Origin of the sequence: Ruegeria atlantica (genome assembly GCF_947495585.1) — a bacterium.
GTDB lineage: Bacteria > Pseudomonadota > Alphaproteobacteria > Rhodobacterales > Rhodobacteraceae > Ruegeria > Ruegeria atlantica_G.
On sequence record NZ_CANLZK010000001.1, the window covers coordinates 543,111 to 560,172 of the forward strand.

The 17,062-nt window shown below is 57.0% G+C and carries 18 protein-coding genes; 7 read left to right on the forward strand and 11 right to left on the reverse strand.

Translation table 11 applies throughout. From position 1 onward, the window contains the following. The 5 genes from QMP16_RS02630 to QMP16_RS02650 form a co-directional block, all read right to left on the reverse strand. Positions 1-333: a hypothetical protein gene (locus QMP16_RS02630; protein ID WP_282151111.1), complete on the reverse strand. Its 333-nt coding sequence runs from the start codon at positions 331-333 to the stop codon at positions 1-3. A 96-nt stretch (positions 334-429) separates the two neighbouring features. After that, the gene (mmsB, locus tag QMP16_RS02635) at positions 430-1,302 is read right to left on the reverse strand and encodes a 3-hydroxyisobutyrate dehydrogenase (RefSeq protein WP_282151112.1); all 873 of its coding nucleotides are present in this window, start codon (positions 1,300-1,302) and stop codon (positions 430-432) included. Positions 1,303-1,305: 3 nt separating this feature from the next. After that, a complete protein-coding gene (locus QMP16_RS02640; RefSeq protein ID WP_282151113.1) occupies positions 1,306-2,346 on the reverse strand; it encodes an enoyl-CoA hydratase/isomerase family protein in 1,041 nt (346 codons plus the stop codon). A gap of 7 nt (positions 2,347-2,353) precedes the next feature. Then, entirely contained in the window at positions 2,354-3,496 is a 1,143-nt protein-coding gene (locus QMP16_RS02645) for an acyl-CoA dehydrogenase family protein (RefSeq protein ID WP_282151114.1), read from the reverse strand. A gap of 117 nt (positions 3,497-3,613) precedes the next feature. Then, positions 3,614-4,729 (reverse strand): carboxylate-amine ligase, encoded by a 1,116-nt coding sequence (locus QMP16_RS02650; protein WP_282118526.1) that lies wholly within the window; start codon positions 4,727-4,729, stop codon positions 3,614-3,616. Between the two features lie 139 nt (positions 4,730-4,868). Between QMP16_RS02650 and QMP16_RS02655 the strand changes: the two genes are divergently transcribed. After that, positions 4,869-5,720 (forward strand): class I SAM-dependent methyltransferase, encoded by an 852-nt coding sequence (locus tag QMP16_RS02655; RefSeq protein ID WP_282151115.1) that lies wholly within the window; start codon positions 4,869-4,871, stop codon positions 5,718-5,720. 71 nt (positions 5,721-5,791) lie between these two features. Next, complete coding sequence (locus QMP16_RS02660) at positions 5,792-6,268, forward strand: fasciclin domain-containing protein (RefSeq protein ID WP_108859083.1); 477 nt, start codon at positions 5,792-5,794, stop codon at positions 6,266-6,268. Between the two features lie 52 nt (positions 6,269-6,320). Here the strand turns inward: QMP16_RS02660 and QMP16_RS02665 are convergent, their stop codons facing one another. Together QMP16_RS02665 and QMP16_RS02670 are read right to left on the reverse strand one after the other, a co-directional pair. Further along, positions 6,321-6,920, reverse strand: a complete 600-nt coding sequence (locus QMP16_RS02665; RefSeq protein WP_282151116.1) for a L,D-transpeptidase — start codon at positions 6,918-6,920, stop codon at positions 6,321-6,323. A 404-nt stretch (positions 6,921-7,324) separates the two neighbouring features. Beyond that, positions 7,325-8,824: a CoA-acylating methylmalonate-semialdehyde dehydrogenase gene (locus tag QMP16_RS02670; protein ID WP_058271513.1), complete on the reverse strand. Its 1,500-nt coding sequence runs from the start codon at positions 8,822-8,824 to the stop codon at positions 7,325-7,327. Between the two features lie 104 nt (positions 8,825-8,928). On the opposite strand from QMP16_RS02670, the gene QMP16_RS02675 reads away from it, so the two are divergent. The 3 genes from QMP16_RS02675 to coaD all read left to right on the forward strand — a co-directional run bounded on the left by QMP16_RS02675 (position 8,929) and on the right by coaD (position 10,906). After that, complete coding sequence (locus QMP16_RS02675) at positions 8,929-9,831, forward strand: LysR family transcriptional regulator (RefSeq protein WP_282151573.1); 903 nt, start codon at positions 8,929-8,931, stop codon at positions 9,829-9,831. Positions 9,832-9,891: 60 nt separating this feature from the next. After that, positions 9,892-10,329 (forward strand): CBS domain-containing protein, encoded by a 438-nt coding sequence (locus tag QMP16_RS02680; protein WP_282151117.1) that lies wholly within the window; start codon positions 9,892-9,894, stop codon positions 10,327-10,329. Between the two features lie 85 nt (positions 10,330-10,414). Then, entirely contained in the window at positions 10,415-10,906 is a 492-nt protein-coding gene (gene coaD / locus QMP16_RS02685) for a pantetheine-phosphate adenylyltransferase (protein WP_058271515.1), read from the forward strand. On the opposite strand, the gene gap (QMP16_RS02690) is transcribed toward coaD, so the two are convergent. The 3 genes from gap (QMP16_RS02690) to gap (QMP16_RS02700) all read right to left on the reverse strand — a co-directional run bounded on the left by gap (QMP16_RS02690) (position 10,898) and on the right by gap (QMP16_RS02700) (position 13,201). After that, positions 10,898-11,902, reverse strand: a complete 1,005-nt coding sequence (gap, locus tag QMP16_RS02690) for a type I glyceraldehyde-3-phosphate dehydrogenase (protein WP_282151118.1) — start codon at positions 11,900-11,902, stop codon at positions 10,898-10,900. The two genes, coaD and gap (QMP16_RS02690), sit on opposite strands and share 9 nt — an antisense overlap. A gap of 82 nt (positions 11,903-11,984) precedes the next feature. Further along, positions 11,985-12,128, reverse strand: coding sequence for a hypothetical protein (locus tag QMP16_RS02695; RefSeq protein WP_282151119.1), 144 nt, complete (start codon positions 12,126-12,128; stop codon positions 11,985-11,987). Positions 12,129-12,199: 71 nt separating this feature from the next. Beyond that, entirely contained in the window at positions 12,200-13,201 is a 1,002-nt protein-coding gene (gap, locus tag QMP16_RS02700; RefSeq protein WP_282151120.1) for a type I glyceraldehyde-3-phosphate dehydrogenase, read from the reverse strand. A gap of 181 nt (positions 13,202-13,382) precedes the next feature. On the opposite strand from gap (QMP16_RS02700), the gene QMP16_RS02705 reads away from it, so the two are divergent. Both QMP16_RS02705 and QMP16_RS02710 read left to right on the forward strand, forming a co-directional pair. Next, a complete protein-coding gene (locus QMP16_RS02705; RefSeq protein WP_282151121.1) occupies positions 13,383-14,354 on the forward strand; it encodes a DUF808 domain-containing protein in 972 nt (323 codons plus the stop codon). Positions 14,355-14,369: 15 nt separating this feature from the next. Then, positions 14,370-14,783, forward strand: a complete 414-nt coding sequence (locus QMP16_RS02710) for a hypothetical protein (protein WP_282151122.1) — start codon at positions 14,370-14,372, stop codon at positions 14,781-14,783. A gap of 51 nt (positions 14,784-14,834) precedes the next feature. On the opposite strand, the gene tkt is transcribed toward QMP16_RS02710, so the two are convergent. After that, entirely contained in the window at positions 14,835-16,859 is a 2,025-nt protein-coding gene (tkt, locus tag QMP16_RS02715; protein ID WP_282151123.1) for a transketolase, read from the reverse strand. Positions 16,860-17,062 lie beyond the last annotated feature (203 nt).

A 17,062-nucleotide genomic window follows, 5' to 3' on the forward strand; every position in this document is an offset into this window, starting at 1 on the left:
TTAGTAAAGAATATCAGCCACTGCACCGATCAGGTTCAGCACCTTTTGCGTTTCGGGGTCGACACGATAAACGTAATTGCCCGCGCGAATGTAGGATCCGCCGCGATTCAGACCATAACGGTAGGGATCATTGATCCAGCGGTAGTCGCGCGTGATATAGTCGCCCTTTTTGTACAGGTTTTTTACCTGACCCGGCGGAACACAGGGCACTGCTTTTTTTGCCAGGCCTGGCGGGCAATGACCCGCCTTACTCTTTCCGTTCCCTGCCATTGCTGTAGCCGGACTCAACGAAAGCGCGACAATGGTCAAAGTAGCAGACAGAATTCGCGACATCATGTTTCCTTTCGCGTTAAAGCGCGGTTAGGAAACAGATGGCCGCTGTTTGTCCGCCGGTCAACCCGATGGGTAGGAATCTGCACCCTGCGGCGACTAGCCCCTGGTACGCTTTTCAAACCGTGGCAGCATGGCGGAAAAATCCTTACCCAGCCCGTCTTCGGATTCGACGAATTCCTCATAAAGCGCTGTTGCAACCTGTCCCATGGGCGTGTCTGCGTCCGAGCTTTCTGCCGCTTGCTGGCTGAGCCGCAGATCTTTTAGCATCAGTTCGGCCGCAAATCCGGGTTGATAGTCGTTGTCCGCCGGGCTGGCAGGTCCAACGCCCGGGGCGGGGCAGTAGACGTTCATCGTCCAGCTATAGCCCGAGGACGTGCTGACCACGTCAAACATCTTTTGCCGGTCCAGCCCAAGCTTGTCGGCCAATGCAAAGGCTTCGCAGGTGGCGATCATGGTCACACCCAGGATCATGTTGTTGCAAATCTTAGCCGCTTGACCGGCACCGGATTCGCCGCAATGCACGGCTTTCTGACCCATAATGTCGAACAGCGGCGATGCCTTTTCAAACGCCGCGTCGCTACCGCCGGCCATGAAAGTCAGCGTACCCGCTGCCGCACCGCCGATGCCGCCCGACACCGGGGCGTCGACTGCGAGAACGTCCGCTTCCTTGGCTTGCTCGGCAACGGCGCGGGCGCTGTCTACATCGACCGTCGAACAGTCGATCCAGACCGCTCCGGGCGCCATGGCGGGAATGATCTCATTTGCCACCGCCCGCAGGATCTGTCCGTTCGGCAGCATGGTCACGACGATGTCGGCATCGGTCGCGGCCTCAGGGCCGGAGCTGGCCATAGTGACACCCGGCACGGTGACATCCGCCATATCAAAGCCGCTGACATCATGCCCTGCTTTGGCAAGGTTGGCCGCCATCGGATTGCCCATGTTGCCCAGACCGATAAACCCGATTTTCATTCCTTAATCCTCCTCAAAAGTCAGCGTGTTCGCGCCCAAAGGTTGTAGCATCTTTGAAACAGCGACAGCCGGTATGTCTTGGTTCTGATGGCGCCAGCTCGGGTTGCGATCCTTGTCGATGATCTGCGCCCGGATACCCTCCAGAAAGTCCCCGTGTTCCATCGCGCGATAGGTGAAGCGATACTCCAGCTCCAACGCCTTGCGCATGGTCAGGTTTGGAGTGCGGAGACGGTGCAGCATCTCGACCGTGCAAGCCATGGAGAGTGGCGAATTGCGCCCGATCAACTTCAGTGCGTCAGCGGCGGCGTCATTGTTCGAGTTGCGCAGGTTGTTCTGGATATCTCCAAGCGTTTCGCCCCCGAAATCCGTCTCAATTGCATCTTGCATTGCGACCAACGAGCCTTCGGGCGGCGTGTCGGAATGGCTTTCAAGAATGCTGGCGTCGCCGGATGCTTCAAGCATGTCGATCAGATCCGGCCATTGCTGGATCGGAATGTGATGATCTGCGAAACCGGCCAGAATGGCATCGGCTGGCCCCATGCGATGCCCGGTTGTGCCGAGGTATTCACCAAGCCGTCCGGGTGCGAGTGCCAGCATTAGCGTGCTGCCGACATCCGGAACCAAACCGATCGAGCATTCGGGCAGGGCGATTTGCGACGTTTCACCCACGATGCGATGGCTGCCATGGCACCCGATGCCGACGCCTCCACCCATCGTAAAACCTTGTAGGAAGCTGACTACCGGTTTTGGGTATTCGAAGATCAGAGCATTCAAGCGGTACTCATCGCGCCAGAACTTTCGGCCATATTCAAAATCGCCCTTTGTGCCGGTCTCATAAAGCTCGGCAATGTCACCGCCCGCGCAAAAGGCCTTGTCGCCCTCGGCATCCAGAATGACCAGATCGACCGCGTCATCCTCACGCCAGTTGCGCAAAGCGGTGTCGATGGCCAGGCACATATCATAGCTGAGCGCATTCAGCGCCTTGGTCCGGGTCAGGGTGATACGACCGGCACGGCCTGCTGTGCGAATATAGATGTCTGACATAAAGTCCTCAGCGCTGAGAGAGCATCTGGCGGGCAACGATGACCCTCATGATCTCGTTCGTGCCTTCCAAAATCTGATGCACGCGCAGATCGCGTACAAGCTTTTCGATACCGTAATCGGCCAGATAGCCATAGCCGCCATGCAATTGCAGGCATTGGTCCACCACTTTCGATCCCGTTTCTGTCACGAATTTCTTGGCCATAGCGCAGAACTTTGTCGCATCGGGCGCGCCCTGATCCAACTTCCACGCCGCCTGACGCAGGAATGTCCGGGCGGCCTGCAATTCGATCTCCATATCTGCCAGACGGAACTGAAGGGCCTGAAACTGGTCGATGGACTGCCCGAAAGCCTTCCGCTCGGACATGTATTGCAGTGTCATGGTCAACCCGGTTTGTGCGGCACCTAGAGAACAGGACGCGATGTTCAGACGTCCGCCATCCAATCCCTTCATCGCGTATTTAAAACCGTCGCCCTCGACACCGACAAGGTTGTCGGAAGGGATCTTGCAATCGTCGAACTGTACCTGAGCTGTAGGCTGGCTTTTCCACCCCATCTTTTGTTCAAGCGCACCAAAGCTAAGGCCCGGGGTGCCATCCTCGACATAGACCGTCGAAATGCCCTTGGGTCCATCCTGACCGGTGCGCACCATACAAACATAGGCATCCGAATACCCGCCGCCCGAGATAAACGCCTTGGTGCCGTTCAGGGTATAGCCTTCGTTCGTGCGTTCAGCACGGGTTTTCAAAGCGGCCGCGTCCGAACCAGAGCCGGGCTCGGTCAGGCAATAGCTGAGCACGGTGTTCAAGCTTAGAACATCGGGCATGATACGGGACTTCAGCTCGTTACAGGCAAAGTTGTCCAGCATCTTGGCACACATGTTGTGGATCGACAGAAAGGCCGCGACCGAGGGGCAGGCCATCGACAAAGCTTCGAACACAAGCGTGGCGTCTAGACGAGACAGGCCAGAACCGCCGCTGTCCTCTGAAACATAAAGGCCGCCGAAACCCAGTTCACCAATGCGCGGCCAAAGGTCTTTGGGGATGGTGCCGTCGGCTTCCCACTGGCGGGCATATGGGGCAATGTTTTCCTGCCCAAAATCATGGGCCATGTCGAAGATTGCATTCTGCTCTTCGGTTGTTGCGAAATCCATGGATTGCCTCCCACGCTGCCCGTTGAATTGAACGAGTGTTTATTTCCCAATCCTTACAGAAATTTTGCACAGCCATCAATCACGGGCACATTCTTGTGCGGGAAAACGTGCCAAGGTTCAGAGGTCTTGATGGAATTCGTCAATCAAGTGTTGAACCACAGCCTTGCCGGGGTCATCACCTTTTGCCGCTGCCTCGGCATGTACCCGGCGCTGGCGAGTGGCCGAGGTGCCGTTCTGGGCAATCTGCTGTAGTTTGGCCAACTCGGTCATGGTGCCCAGCGCTTCGGCATCTTCGGCCAGCAGACCCATCAATTCGCCCATAAGTTCCGGCATGGGTTTGATTGAGCGATCTCCGAAGTCAATCATCCCTTCGCCAACGCCATAGCGCTGTGCACGCCAGCGGTTTTCGCCAATTAGGAATCGATCGTATTGTCGCCACCTGAGGTTTCGGTCTTTCAAGCGACATAGCATGCGCGTTAACGCTTGAACCATTGCGGCCAGTGAAAGTGCATGCTCCATGCGGGGCTGCACGTCCATGATCCGGGTTTCCAGCGTTGGATATTGGTGCGACGGTCGCAAATCCCACCAGATTTTCGTGGTGTCTTCGATCACGCCCAGTTCGACCAGAACGCCCGTAGTACGCTCATATTCGGACCAGCCGGAAAAGATCGGCGGGAGTCCGGTGCGGGGTAAGTTGTCGAACACCGTTAACCTGTACGAAGACAGTCCTGTGTCCTCACCGTTCCAATAGGGCGATGACGTCGACAAGGCCAAGAGATGCGGCAGAAAGTAGGACAGCTGCGGAATCAGGTCGGCGCGCAAGGCTGAATCGGCCACCCCGATATGGACATGCATGCCACAGATTAGCATACGCCGCGCCACTCCGCCCAACGCGTGTTGCAGCGCGTCATATCGGTCTTTGCGCGTATGTTGCTGTTTTTTCCAGTCGGCAAAGGGGTGGCAGGAAACAGCGATTGGGGCAAGATTGTGCTCGGCGGCGCGTTTCGAAACACAGGACCGCAAGCGTTTCAGATCCTCGCGCGCAGAGCTGATGGTCACATGCGGTCGCGTACCGACCTCGATTTGGCATTGCAGGAATTCGGGGCTGACCTGTCCTTCAAAATCGGCCTGGCAGGCTTCCATTAACGCGGCAGGCGCTTCGGCGAGTTCCAGACTGTCTCGATCAACCAGCAGATACTCTTCTTCGATGCCCAGCGTAAATTCCTGCTGCATTCCGGCCCTCGCAACTTTGTTCCAACCAGTGAATACGGAAATTGTCTTTTTGCCAAGTGTTTGCCAGCTGGGTTCTTGCGAAGCCCCCATGCGCACAGGTAAGGAGGCGTCTAGACTGTCACCAAACCCGGAGCGCCCCGTGAAACCAAGGAAATTCCCCCGGCTGAACGCCGCGCTTGACCGGTTTGGTGTGAAACTGATCGACAAAGTGACCGAACGGGACGAGCGCGCGCGCCTTGAGGCGTTTGAACGGGCAGGGGGTCTGACCCGACCTGCCTATGCTCTGTCACCGGGTATGGAAGGGTTCGACATCACTCAATTGGTGTCGGAATACCAAGAACACTCTGTTTCTCTGGAAGCATTGAAGGACCCGGTGCACAACAAGACCGGTTATCGTATCAACAATGGGTACTACGACAGCCCGGATGCGGATGCGCTGTATCTGATGATACGCAGGTTCAAACCAAAACGCGTGATCGAGGTGGGTTGCGGCAACTCGACCCGTGTGACTCGGCAGGCGATTATCGACGGCGGGTTGCAGACCAACGTCACCGCAATCGATCCGTATCCACGGGCAGATATCGCGCATGTGGTGGATGAGTTCGAACAAAAACGTCTGGAAGAAGTCGATCCGGCACTGTTCGAGAAACTCGAATCCGGTGACGTATTGTTCATCGATTCCAGTCACGTTGTTCGCATGAGCAATGACGTCGCGCACCTGTTCTGCCGTATCATTCCGGCGCTCAAACCCGGTGTGATCATTCATGTGCACGATGTTTTTCTGCCTTATGAATATCCCAAACGGTTCTTCTATGATTGCCCGGGCTGGGGTGAGCAGTACATGCTGCATGCACTCCTGCAATCTGGTGCATATTCAATGCTTTGGCCCGGATACTACCTTCAACAGGATCGCCCCGATGCGGTCGAATCCTTGCCATTTTTGAAAGACGGTCGCGCCCAAAGCATATGGGTTCAGGTCAAAGAAAATTGATCTGTTAGTGATCCGGCGCGACTAAGCGCCCGTACCCCTTTCCATAACTAGCTGGAGAGGAGATGACAGCCATGTTTCGTCGTACGTTTATGGGCGCCGCCGCCGCAATTGCACTGACACTGCCTGTAAAAGCACAGGCTGCAGATATCGTGGATACCGCAGTATCGGCCGGGTCCTTCAACACATTGGTCGCCGCCGTTCAGGCTGCGGGGCTTGTCGACACGTTGAAAAGTGACGGACCGTTCACAGTGTTCGCACCGACTGATGACGCTTTTGCGGCACTGCCCGAAGGTACGGTGGAAACACTGCTGTTGCCGGAGAACAAAGACCAACTGGTCGAAATTCTGACCTATCACGTGGTTCCCGCCAAGGTGATGTCCGGTGACATCGCTGGCAAGCGCGCCAAGGTTCTGACCGTGCAAGGCGATCGCCTGAGCGTAAATGCAAAGAACGGCGTGAAAGTTAACGGTGCCGAAGTCATTCAGGCCGATATTGAGACCAGCAATGGTGTGATCCACGTTGTCGACGCTGTGATCCTGCCGGAATAAGATACTTTGATTTCATGAAAAAGCCCCGGTCCTTATGGCCGGGGCTTTGTCGTTAGACCAGTCTGACCTGGGTTCCGACCTGGACGAGAGGAAACAATTCCTCGACATGTTGATTGTACAGGCCGATGCACCCGGACGAGCTTTGGCGCCCGATTTTTCGCGTATCGTGGGTGCCGTGCACAAGATAGGCTGGCCAGCCCAGATACATTGCACGGGTGCCCAACGGGTTGCCTGGTTCACCACCTTCCATACGCACTGGCAAAAGCGGATCACGCTCGCGCATCGACGCGGTTGGTGTCCAACTAGGATTTTCAGCCTTGCGCACAACCTCGGTATAACCGCGCTTCGTCAGCTCTTCGCTCATCGGTACCGAACTAGGGTACAGCTTGTAGGTGCCATCGGGGCCCCAATAGTGCACCGCGCGGCTTGTGATATCGGCCAGCAAAGCCCCAGCGCCCAGCTGGTCAAAATGGTCCTGCCAGTTCTGTTGCGAGAAGGACGAGACATTGCGGCGCACCGGCAGTTGCGTGCTGATCGCCTCTTCTGTTGTTGGGAAAGCATCTGAGCTTTGGGCGCGCAGAAGCGTCGGCGTCGCTAGGACGGACGCAGCACCCAGCAAGGCGGTACGACGATTAATACGGGAACTGGACACGGATGCCTCCTGAAGGAATGCTCTATGGTTTCCGGCAATTTAGTAACTGCTGTCCCTCAGGGCCAGATGCTTGGCTTAAATTTTCCGTGAGATTTACACATTTGACGCAGTTTATTGCCTGTCCGGACGGGGGAATACTCGGTGTCCGGACAGGTTTTTGCTGTTTTACGGACAAGCTTGGGGTATTTTTCTGACCTGTTTGATCCAATTCCAAAGGACAGACCCACAGTACTTCGGAGACCGCACGATATGATCAAGAAAACGGAAACCTTGGAAGTTCGCGTATCATAAGAGTTGAAAACCAAATTGGCAGATCTGAGTGCGTTCCTACAGAACTAACCCTTTGTCACTCAACAATAAAGGCCGCCCGATAGGGCGGCCTTTGGCGTTTGTTAGGCAAAGAATCAGTCCATCGCTTTGAAGTTGAATTCGCCACCTTCTTTGATGCCCGACGGCCAGCGCGCTGTGACGGTTTTCGTGCGGGTGTAGAACTTGAAGCTGTCCGGACCGTGCTGGTTCAGGTCACCAAACATAGATTTTTTCCAGCCGCCAAAGGTGTGGTAGGCCAGCGGAACAGGGATCGGAACGTTGATCCCGACCATGCCGATATTCACACGGCTGGCAAAGTCGCGGGCGGTGTCACCATCGCGAGTGAAGATTGCAGTGCCGTTGCCGTACTCGTGATCCATCGCCAGTTTCAGCGCTTCTTCATAAGAGCCTGCGCGCACGGTCGACAGAACCGGGCCAAAGATCTCTTGCTTGTAGATGTCCATCTCAGGCGTCACGTTATCGAACAGGTGTGGGCCGACAAAGAAGCCGTCCTCATAGCCCTGCAAGCTGAAGTCGCGGTTATCAACAACCAGCTTCGCGCCTTGTTCTACGCCCGAGTTGATCAGACCAAGAATACGCTCTTTGGCAGCACCGGTTACAACTGGGCCCATGTCGACGTCATCGCCGGCGGTGTAGGGGCCGACCTTCAGCTTTTCAACGCGTGGAATCAGCTTTTCGATCAGTGCGTCGGCTGTTTCTTCGCCAACGGGCACAGCAACCGAGATGGCCATGCAGCGTTCGCCCGCCGCGCCAAACCCGGCACCGACCAAAGCGTCGGCCGCCTGATCCAGATCCGCGTCAGGCATGACGATCATGTGGTTCTTGGCGCCGCCGAAACACTGCGCGCGCTTACCGTTCGCAGTCGCGCGGGAATAGATGTATTGCGCGATCGGGGTCGAGCCAACAAAGGACACGCCCTGAATGGTATCGCTGTCCAGCAGAGTGTCCACGGCCTCTTTGTCGCCATTGACGACCTGGAAGACGCCCTTGGGCAGGCCGGCTTCGACAAACAGCTCTGCTAGCATCAGGGGAACGGAGGGATCACGCTCGGACGGTTTCAGAACCACTGCGTTGCCGCAGGCCAGGGCAGGGCCTACGTGCCAAAGCGGCATCATGGCTGGGAAGTTGAACGGCATAATGGATGCAACAACACCCAGCGGCTGCCGCATGGAATACATGTCGATGCCAGGGCCTGCGCTGTCGGTGAACTCACCCTTCAGCATCTGCGGTGCGGCGATGCAGTATTCGATCACTTCCAGACCGCGCTGCAAGTCGCCCTTGGCGTCTGGGATGGTTTTGCCATGCTCGCGGCTGAGCGCCTCGGCCAGTTTGTCCATGTCGCGGTTCATCAGGTGAACCATGGCCATCATGACACGTGCGCGTTTCTGTGGATTGGTTGCACCCCAGGCAAGCTGCGCGGCGGCTGCGCTTTCGATTGCCGCCGTGGTTTCAGCAGCACTTGCCATCGGGCACTTGTACTGAACCTCGCCAGTGGCGGGGTTAAAGACGTCGTCAAATCGTCCTGAGGTTCCGGCGACATTCTCGCCGTTGATGAAATGGGACAGCTCGGTCATTGCAGATCTCCTCCGATGCGTTTGTGCGCACAATAGGCTTGCATAAATTGCTTGAACAGAGGCAATGTCCCAAAGATGTTTTGCAAAAATGCAAAGGGCAGGGCGTGACACCAAACTGGGATGATATGCGGGTCTTTCTGGCCGTCGCGCGCGAAGAAAGCCTTTCGGCTGCCGGGCGTCAGCTCAAGATAGACCCAGCCACCGTCGGGCGGCGGATTGCTCGGTTGGAAGCCTCATTGGAAGCCCCCCTGTTTACCAAGTCGCAACAAGGCTACCTTTTGACCGCTGCGGGCGAACGCCTGATGGAACACGGGCTGAAAGCCGAAGAGGCGATGCGCGCGGCAGCTGGCGCGATGGCGGGCACGTCGAAAACGTTCAGCGGACAAATACGGATTGGCGCGCCGGACGGGTCGGCCAACTATCTTTTGCCGCAGGTCTGCGCGAAAATCAGCGATGCAAACCCCGATCTGGATATTCAGATTCTGGCCCTGCCGCGCGTGATCAACCTGTCCCGGCGCGAGGCTGATATGGCGGTGACCGTCAGTGCACCAACAGCTGGGAGCCTTCTGGTCCAGAAAATCACCGATTACAAACTGCACCTTGTTGCGACGCGCGACTATCTGGCCTCTTACCCGGCAATCCGTTCGATCCAGGACCTGAGTGGCCATCGCATGATTGGCTACATTCCGGATATGATCTTTGACCGCGAGCTGGATTATCTAGTGGATATCGGTGTTGACCGTGTCGCGCTTGCATCGAATTCGGTGTCGGTTCAGCTGCGGCAGGCCACGCTTGGAACGGGGGTTTGTGTGGCGCATGACTTCACCTTGCCGTTTCATCCCAACCTGCAGAAAATCCTGGCGGATCAGGTGAGTTTGACCCGGAGTTTTCACCTGGTGCGACATCAGGGCGATCAGCGGAATGAAAGATTGAACCGGTTTGCGCAGGCCTTGACGCAGGGTATTCGGGAAGAGGTTGAGCGGCTTGAGGCTCAAGTGTCACCTTGACAGGTTTAAGCATTCCGGCAACGCTTTGGAAAACAGGACATTATTTCGGAGGTTACGCTTATGCTCGTTCAGGCCATTCTGAAATCCAAGGCCACCGGAGGGGTCGAGACAGTCAGCCCGACAATCACTGTGGCTGACGCCTCGAAAATCCTGGCCGAAAAACGGATCGGGACGGTTATTGTATCAGAAGATGGCGGCGAAACGGCATCTGGCATCCTTTCCGAGCGGGACATCGTAAGGGAGCTGGCCGCAAGCGGCAGTGGTTGCCTGGCGCAGCCAGTCAGCGCCTATATGACCCGTAACCTTGTGACAGCCACTCAGCAGGACACGGTTCAGGATATCATGACCCGCATGACCGAAGGGCGCTTTCGCCACATGCCCGTTGTCGAAGATGGCAAGCTGGTGGGGATCGTCACACTGGGCGACGTGGTAAAGGCGCAGCTGGCAGAACTGGCTATGGAAAAAGACGCGCTGCAAGGCATGATCATGGGGCATTGAGGCCCTTGAACCCCAAAGCTGCCTCTTGCACCTGCGGCGAAGTTATGTTTGCTTGCGCAGAAATTTTATTGCGCAGGAGGCCGCGATGAGGGTTGGATTATATCCCGGAACATTCGATCCAATCACCTTGGGTCATATCGATATCATTCGCCGTGCGGCTGCTTTGGTGGACAAACTCGTCATTGGCGTTGCGATCAACCGCGACAAGGGCCCATTGTTCTCACTTGAGGAACGCGTTGCGATGATCGAGGCGGAATGCGCCCATCTGACCGAGCAAACGGGAACTGAAATCGTTGCGCATCCCTTTGAAAACCTGCTGATCGACTGCGCCCGCGATGTTGGGGCGCAGATCATTGTCCGCGGGCTGAGGGCTGTCGCGGATTTTGAATACGAATTCCAGATGGTCGGGATGAACCGGGCGTTGGACGACACGGTCGAGACGGTCTTCCTGATGGCCGAGGCGCGGCATCAGGCCATTGCCTCCAAGTTGGTTAAGGAAATCGCCCGGTTGGACGGGGACGTGTCGAAATTCGTCACGCCCCGCGTCAATGCTGCGCTGCGTGACCGTTTAGGCTAGGGCACCCATCGCTGCGGCGGTGTCCAGCATCCGGTTCGAGAAACCCCATTCATTGTCATACCATGCCAGTACACGCACCAGCGTGCCGTCGGTCACCTTGGTTTCCGGCAGCGAAATGGTCGAGCTGTGTGGGTCGTGGTTGAAATCCACCGAGATCAGCGGGCGGTTCTCTGCCGCCAGAACCCCGGGGATTTTAGCTGCGGCTTCGGTAAACAGCGCGTTGACTTCGTCCTCGGTTGTCGGGCGCGAGACTTCGGCGACCAGATCAACCACGGACACGTTCGGTGTTGGGACACGAATGGCCTGACCTGTCAGCTTGCCGGCCAGTTGCGGCAGGACGAGGCCAACGGCAGAGGCCGCGCCCGTAGTGGTTGGGATCATCGACAATGCCGCCGCGCGTGACAGGTAAGGGTCTTTGCCGGCAGTGTCGTGAACCGGTTGGCTGGCTGTGTAGGCGTGAACCGTGGTCATGTTGCCGTGGACAATGCCTAGCCCGGCGTCCAGCGCTGCGGCCACCGGTGACAGGCAGTTGGTGGTACAAGACGCATTGGACACCACGTTATCTTCGGCCGTAAGCTCGTGATCGTTAACGCCAAACACGATCGTTTTCACAGCGCCATCGCCGCGGGCGGGGGCCGAGATCAATACCTTCTTCGATCCGTTCGTGAAATGGCGGGATGCAGCTTCGCGTGTGCGGAATACGCCAGTGCATTCCAGAACGACGTCCACATCGGACCAATCCAGTTTTTCCGGCTCACGCTCGCTGCTCAGGCGGATCGGACCGTTTCCAACGTCCAGGCCTGCCTCGGTCAAAGTGACCGGTTTGCCGTACCGGCCATGGACGCTGTCGAATTCGAACAGATGCGCGTTCATTTCCGGCTTTGCCAGGTCGTTTATCGCAACGATTTCAACATCCGTGCGCCCGGATTCCATGACCGCCCGCAGCACGCCGCGTCCGATCCGTCCAAATCCGTTGATTGCCAGCTTGAGTGTCATGTCCTGCTCCGTCCGATATGCGGCCAATATGAAGTTAGCGCTAACAAAGCCAGATCAAAGAAAAAGTCAAGCAAAACCTCAGTCAACGCCAGAAGGCGAGCCAGTCCAGAAAGAAGTAGAGTTTCTTGCCAAGGAACACGAATTGTTCGGTTCCAAAGAGGGCATAGCTGATAACGAACAAGCCCAGAATGAGCAGGGCAAGCCAGATGGCGATTTGATTTGTCATGCTAGCCCCGGACGAAAACGCCCGCCCAGTTAACCTGAGCGGGCGAAAAGGTTCAAGATTTCAAAGCAACCTTAGTAAAGGCGACCCATGGCAACTGCGACGTCTGCCATGCGGACCGAGAACGCCCATTCGTTGTCGTACCATGCCAGAACGCGAACCATGCGGTCGCCGACCACGCGGGTCTGATCGGGTGCGAAGATCGAGCTTTCTTCGGTGTTGTTGAAATCGGTCGAAACCAGCGGCGCGGGTTCATAGCCCAGAACGCGCTGCATCGAACCCTGCGAGGCCTCGCGTACGATGGCGTTCACTTCTTCTACCGTTACATCACGTGCGGCGCGGAATGTCAGATCAACCGCAGAAACATTCGGGGTCGGAACACGAATGGCCGAACCATCCAGGCGACCTTTCAGGTTGGGCAGAACCTCGCCCAGTGCTTTCGCGGCACCTGTTGAGGTCGGGATCATCGACATCGCGGCAGCACGGGCGCGGTACAAATCGCTGTGACGGCGGTCCAGGGTCGGCTGGTCGCCGGTATAAGCATGGATCGTGGTCATGATGCCGTTCTCGATGCCGATGCCCTCGTCCAGTACCTTGGCAAGCGGAGCAAGGCAGTTCGTGGTGCACGAACCGTTCGAGACCATTTTATCATCGGTCACAAGGCTGTTGTGGTTTACACCATACACGATGGTCTTATCGACGTTCTTGCCGGGGGCTGACAGCAGGACCTTTTGCGCACCGCGATCCAAGTGCGTTTTTGCTTTCAAACCGTCATTGAATTTACCGGTGCATTCCAGAACGACATCGCAGCCATCCCAGTCCAGTTCATTCATGTCATAGGTCGAGAACATCTCCATCGGGCCTCGGCCCAGATCCATGGTTTTGCCGTCGATTGCGACATCGCGAGGGAAACGTCCGTGGACACTGTCATACTTTAGCAGGTGCGCTGTAGTTTCCAGCGGGCCGGTTGCGTTGACCTTGATCACTTCGATGTCGTTGCGGGCGGATGCCGCGATATGCGACAACGTGCAGCGGCCAATGCGGCCAAAACCATTGATACCGACCTTGATGGTCATGTGCTGTCTCCAAATGCGCTTGCTTTGGTCGCCATATAGCGGTCAAAGCGCATTCTCAAAAGACCAAAAGTGACATATTTTTAACGTGTTAGCGCAAACCTATACCGGTTGCGCTAACGCTTGCGCTAGCCGTCGGATCGGGTAGGCTCCGGGTGCGGCAGGTGAAGTGAAAGGAAACACCATGAGCGGTCTGTTGGCCCTGTTGGATGACGTTGCAGGTATTGCAAAGGTTGCGGCCTCGTCCGTGGACGATGTGGTCGCGGCGGCCGGAAAGGCGGGTGCAAAGACCGCTGGTGTGATCATCGACGATGCGGCCGTGACGCCGAAATACGTTCAAGGATTCGCCCCGGCGCGCGAGTTGCCCATCATTTGGCGCATCGCGCGTGGTTCCATATTCAACAAGATTATCCTGCTGCTGCCGGTTGCTTTGCTACTGGCGAATTTTGCTCCGTGGTTGATTACGCCTTTGTTGATGATCGGCGGCTCTTATTTGTGTTTCGAAGGGGCCGAGAAGATATTTCATGTCCTATTCCCTCATGGCAGTCACGTTATCGACGAAGACATGGCCATTCGCGACCCCGGCCATCTGGAAGAGCAAAAGGTCAAAGGCGCGATCAAGACAGATTTTATCCTTTCGGCTGAAATCATGACGATTGCGCTGGCCGCGATTGAGGCCCCAAACCTATGGATGCAGGCCGCGACCTTGGCGGTTGTGGGGATCGGTGTCACCGTGGCGGTCTACGGGTCAGTTGCCCTGATCGTGAAGATGGACGATGTCGGGCTGTACCTCGCGCAAAACGCACCGACACCGATTGGGCGAGGGCTTGGGCGCGGGTTGGTCAAAGCCATGCCGGTTGTCATGAAAATCCTGTCCATAGTCGGCACCGCCGCGATGTTGTGGGTCGGCGGTTCCATCATCATTCACGGGATGGAGGTTCTGGGCTTTGGGTGGCTGGGACACCACATCCACGACTGGGCCTATGCCATTGGTCATTCCGTGTCTGAGCAGTGGACCGGCGTTGTTGAATGGGTATCCAAGGCGACGATGGACGGTGTGTTCGGTCTGGCATGGGGGTTTGTTCTGATCCCGGTGGCGACAAAGGTGGTCGGGCCGATGATCGGGTTGTTTTCAAAGAAGACTGATGCGCATTAAATTGATAATCCTGAAATGAGTGACCTGAGCCATTTACCGGCTTATCGACCGGTTCAGAGTTGGGTCCGCATACAATTGAAGGGGCGCGCAGCCAAACGCAAAACGGCGGCCTTGTCGGCCATGAACCTTGGCGCGGAACAAATGCCGTTTGAACCGCTCAGGCTTTACCAGGTACTGCATTTCCGGATCGACACGGCGGAGACTGCGGCCCGACGCGCCAAGTGGGCAGGGGGGCGATTGTTTAACCTGCTCAGCGGCCAGTCGGCGCAATTCATTCCGCTATATGGAACGCATGTTAGGCAGGTTTTGTCTGCTGCAGGGCTGAACGTGCCCGATGGGATTGTGCCAGCAGAACGGTATGAGTTGCGGTTGGATTATGCGAAACGGGCCTATACGGCGTTGAAGGCCGAGCTAAAGCAGCCAAAATAGGAAAGGGCGGCCAAAGCCGCCCTTTTTGTATCTGGCTGATGAGCCGAGCGTTTATTGACCCAGCAGTTCCTTGACCTTGGCCACTGTCGCCTCGGCGGTGATGCCGAACTGCTTGTACAGTTCACCGGCTGGGGCCGACGCACCGAAGCTGGACATGCCGATGAAACCGGCTTTGGCTTCGCGACCACGTTCACCCAGCAACCAGCGATCCCAGCCACCGGCGCGAACGGCGGCCTCAATACCAACGCGGACGGGTCCACCTGGCAGGACGCGCTTTCGATAGGCTTCATCCTGCTCGGCGAACAGCTCCATCGAGGGCATTGAGACGACGCGGGTGCCAATGCCTTCAGCCTCAAGCATCGCTTTGGCTTCCATCGCCAGCGATACTTCGGACCCGGTGGCGATCAGGATGGCCTGACGTTTGCTGTCCGCGTCGGCCAGAACATACGCGCCCTGTGCGGTCAGGTTCTTGGTCTTGTGTTCTTTACGCACCGTCGGCACGCCCTGACGGGTCAGCGACAGAACCGAAGGGCTGTCCTTGAACGTCAGCGCCAACTCCCAGGCCTCAGCCGTCTCAACCACATCGGCGGGACGGAACACATAAGTGTTCGGCGTCGCGCGCGAGATGGCCAGATGCTCAACCGGCTGGTGGGTCGGGCCGTCTTCGCCCAGACCAATCGAGTCGTGGGTCATCACGAAGACCGTAGGCACCTTCATCAAGGCGGCCAAACGCATCGAAGGGCGGGCATAGTCAGTGAACGCCATGAACGTTCCGCCATAGGGGCGGATACCGCCATGCAGCGCCATACCGTTCATCGCGGCGGCCATGCCGTGTTCGCGGATTCCGTAGTGGATATAGCGACCCTTGCGGTTTTCCGGCAGGAACACGCCCATATCCGCAGATTTGGTGTTGTTCGACCCGGTCAGGTCGGCGGAACCGCCAACGGTCTCGGTCATGATCGGGTTCACCACGTTCAGAACCTTTTCCGAAGATGCGCGGGTGGCGAGTTTCGGTTGATCTTCCGACATCTGCTTTTTGAACGAACGGATGGCACCGGCGAGTTTCTTGGGTGCATCAAACGCATAGGCGCGGTTGAATTCGGCCTGTTTGCGTTCGGAAATCTGCGCGAAACGCTCTTCCCATTCGGCGCGTTCAGCCGCGCCACGGGTACCGATGGCCTCCCAAGCTGATTTGACGTCAGCAGGGACCACAAAGGCATCATGGGGCCAGCCATAGCCGTCTTTGGCGGCTTTCAGCTGATCCTGGTCGGTCAATGCGCCGTGACCTTTGGAAGTATCCTGTGCGGCGTGACCCAGCGCGATGTGGCTTTCGCAGGCGATCATGGATGGTTTGTTGGACGATTTGGCTTGCACAATGGCCGCATCAATCGCGATCGGATCATGGCCATCGATTTCAATCACGTTCCAGCCCGAGGCCTTGAAGCGGCGCACCTGATCTGTGCGATCAGCAATATCCACGGTGCCGTCGATGGTGATGTTGTTGTTGTCCCAGAAAACGATCAGCTTGCTCAGCTCATGACGGCCAGCCAGAGTGATGGCCTCTTGGCTGACGCCTTCCATCAGGCAGCCGTCGCCCGCGATCACGTAAGTATAGTGGTCGACAACCTTTTTACCGTAATGGGCGCGCTGAATTTCTTCGGCCATGGCGAAACCAACTGCGTTGGAAATGCCCTGACCCAATGGTCCGGTGGTGGTTTCGATACCGTTCACCAGGAAGTTTTCCGGGTGACCCGCAGTTTTCGCACCCAGCTGGCGGAAGTTCTTGATCTCATCCAGCGTCACGTCCGCATGACCAGTGAGATACAACAGAGAATAGACCAACATCGAACCGTGACCAGCAGACAGGATGAACCGGTCACGATCAGGCCAGTTCGGGGCCGAGGCGTCGAATTTCAGGTGCTTTTCAAACAGCACGGTCGCAACGTCGGCCATGCCCATCGGCATACCGGAATGGCCGGAATTGGCGGCGGCGACGGCGTCAAGGGTCAGGGTGCGGATTGCCGCAGCCTTGTTCCAGTGTTCAGGATTGGCATTGCGCAGCGCAGTCAGGTCCACGGGCGTTGTTCCTTTGGATTACAGGCAGATGGGGCGCTCAATACCATCCACCCCCCAAAGTGCAAGTGGAACCGGGGGTTGCGTCGCGTTCGTGGTTCAAGAATGCTGTCCAAGTGATTGAAAGCAAACAGTGGGTATTTTCCGTTTCATTCGGTTAGACTAGGCCAATACCCGGCCTGTATTGATTCGGATGGGCCGCGAAA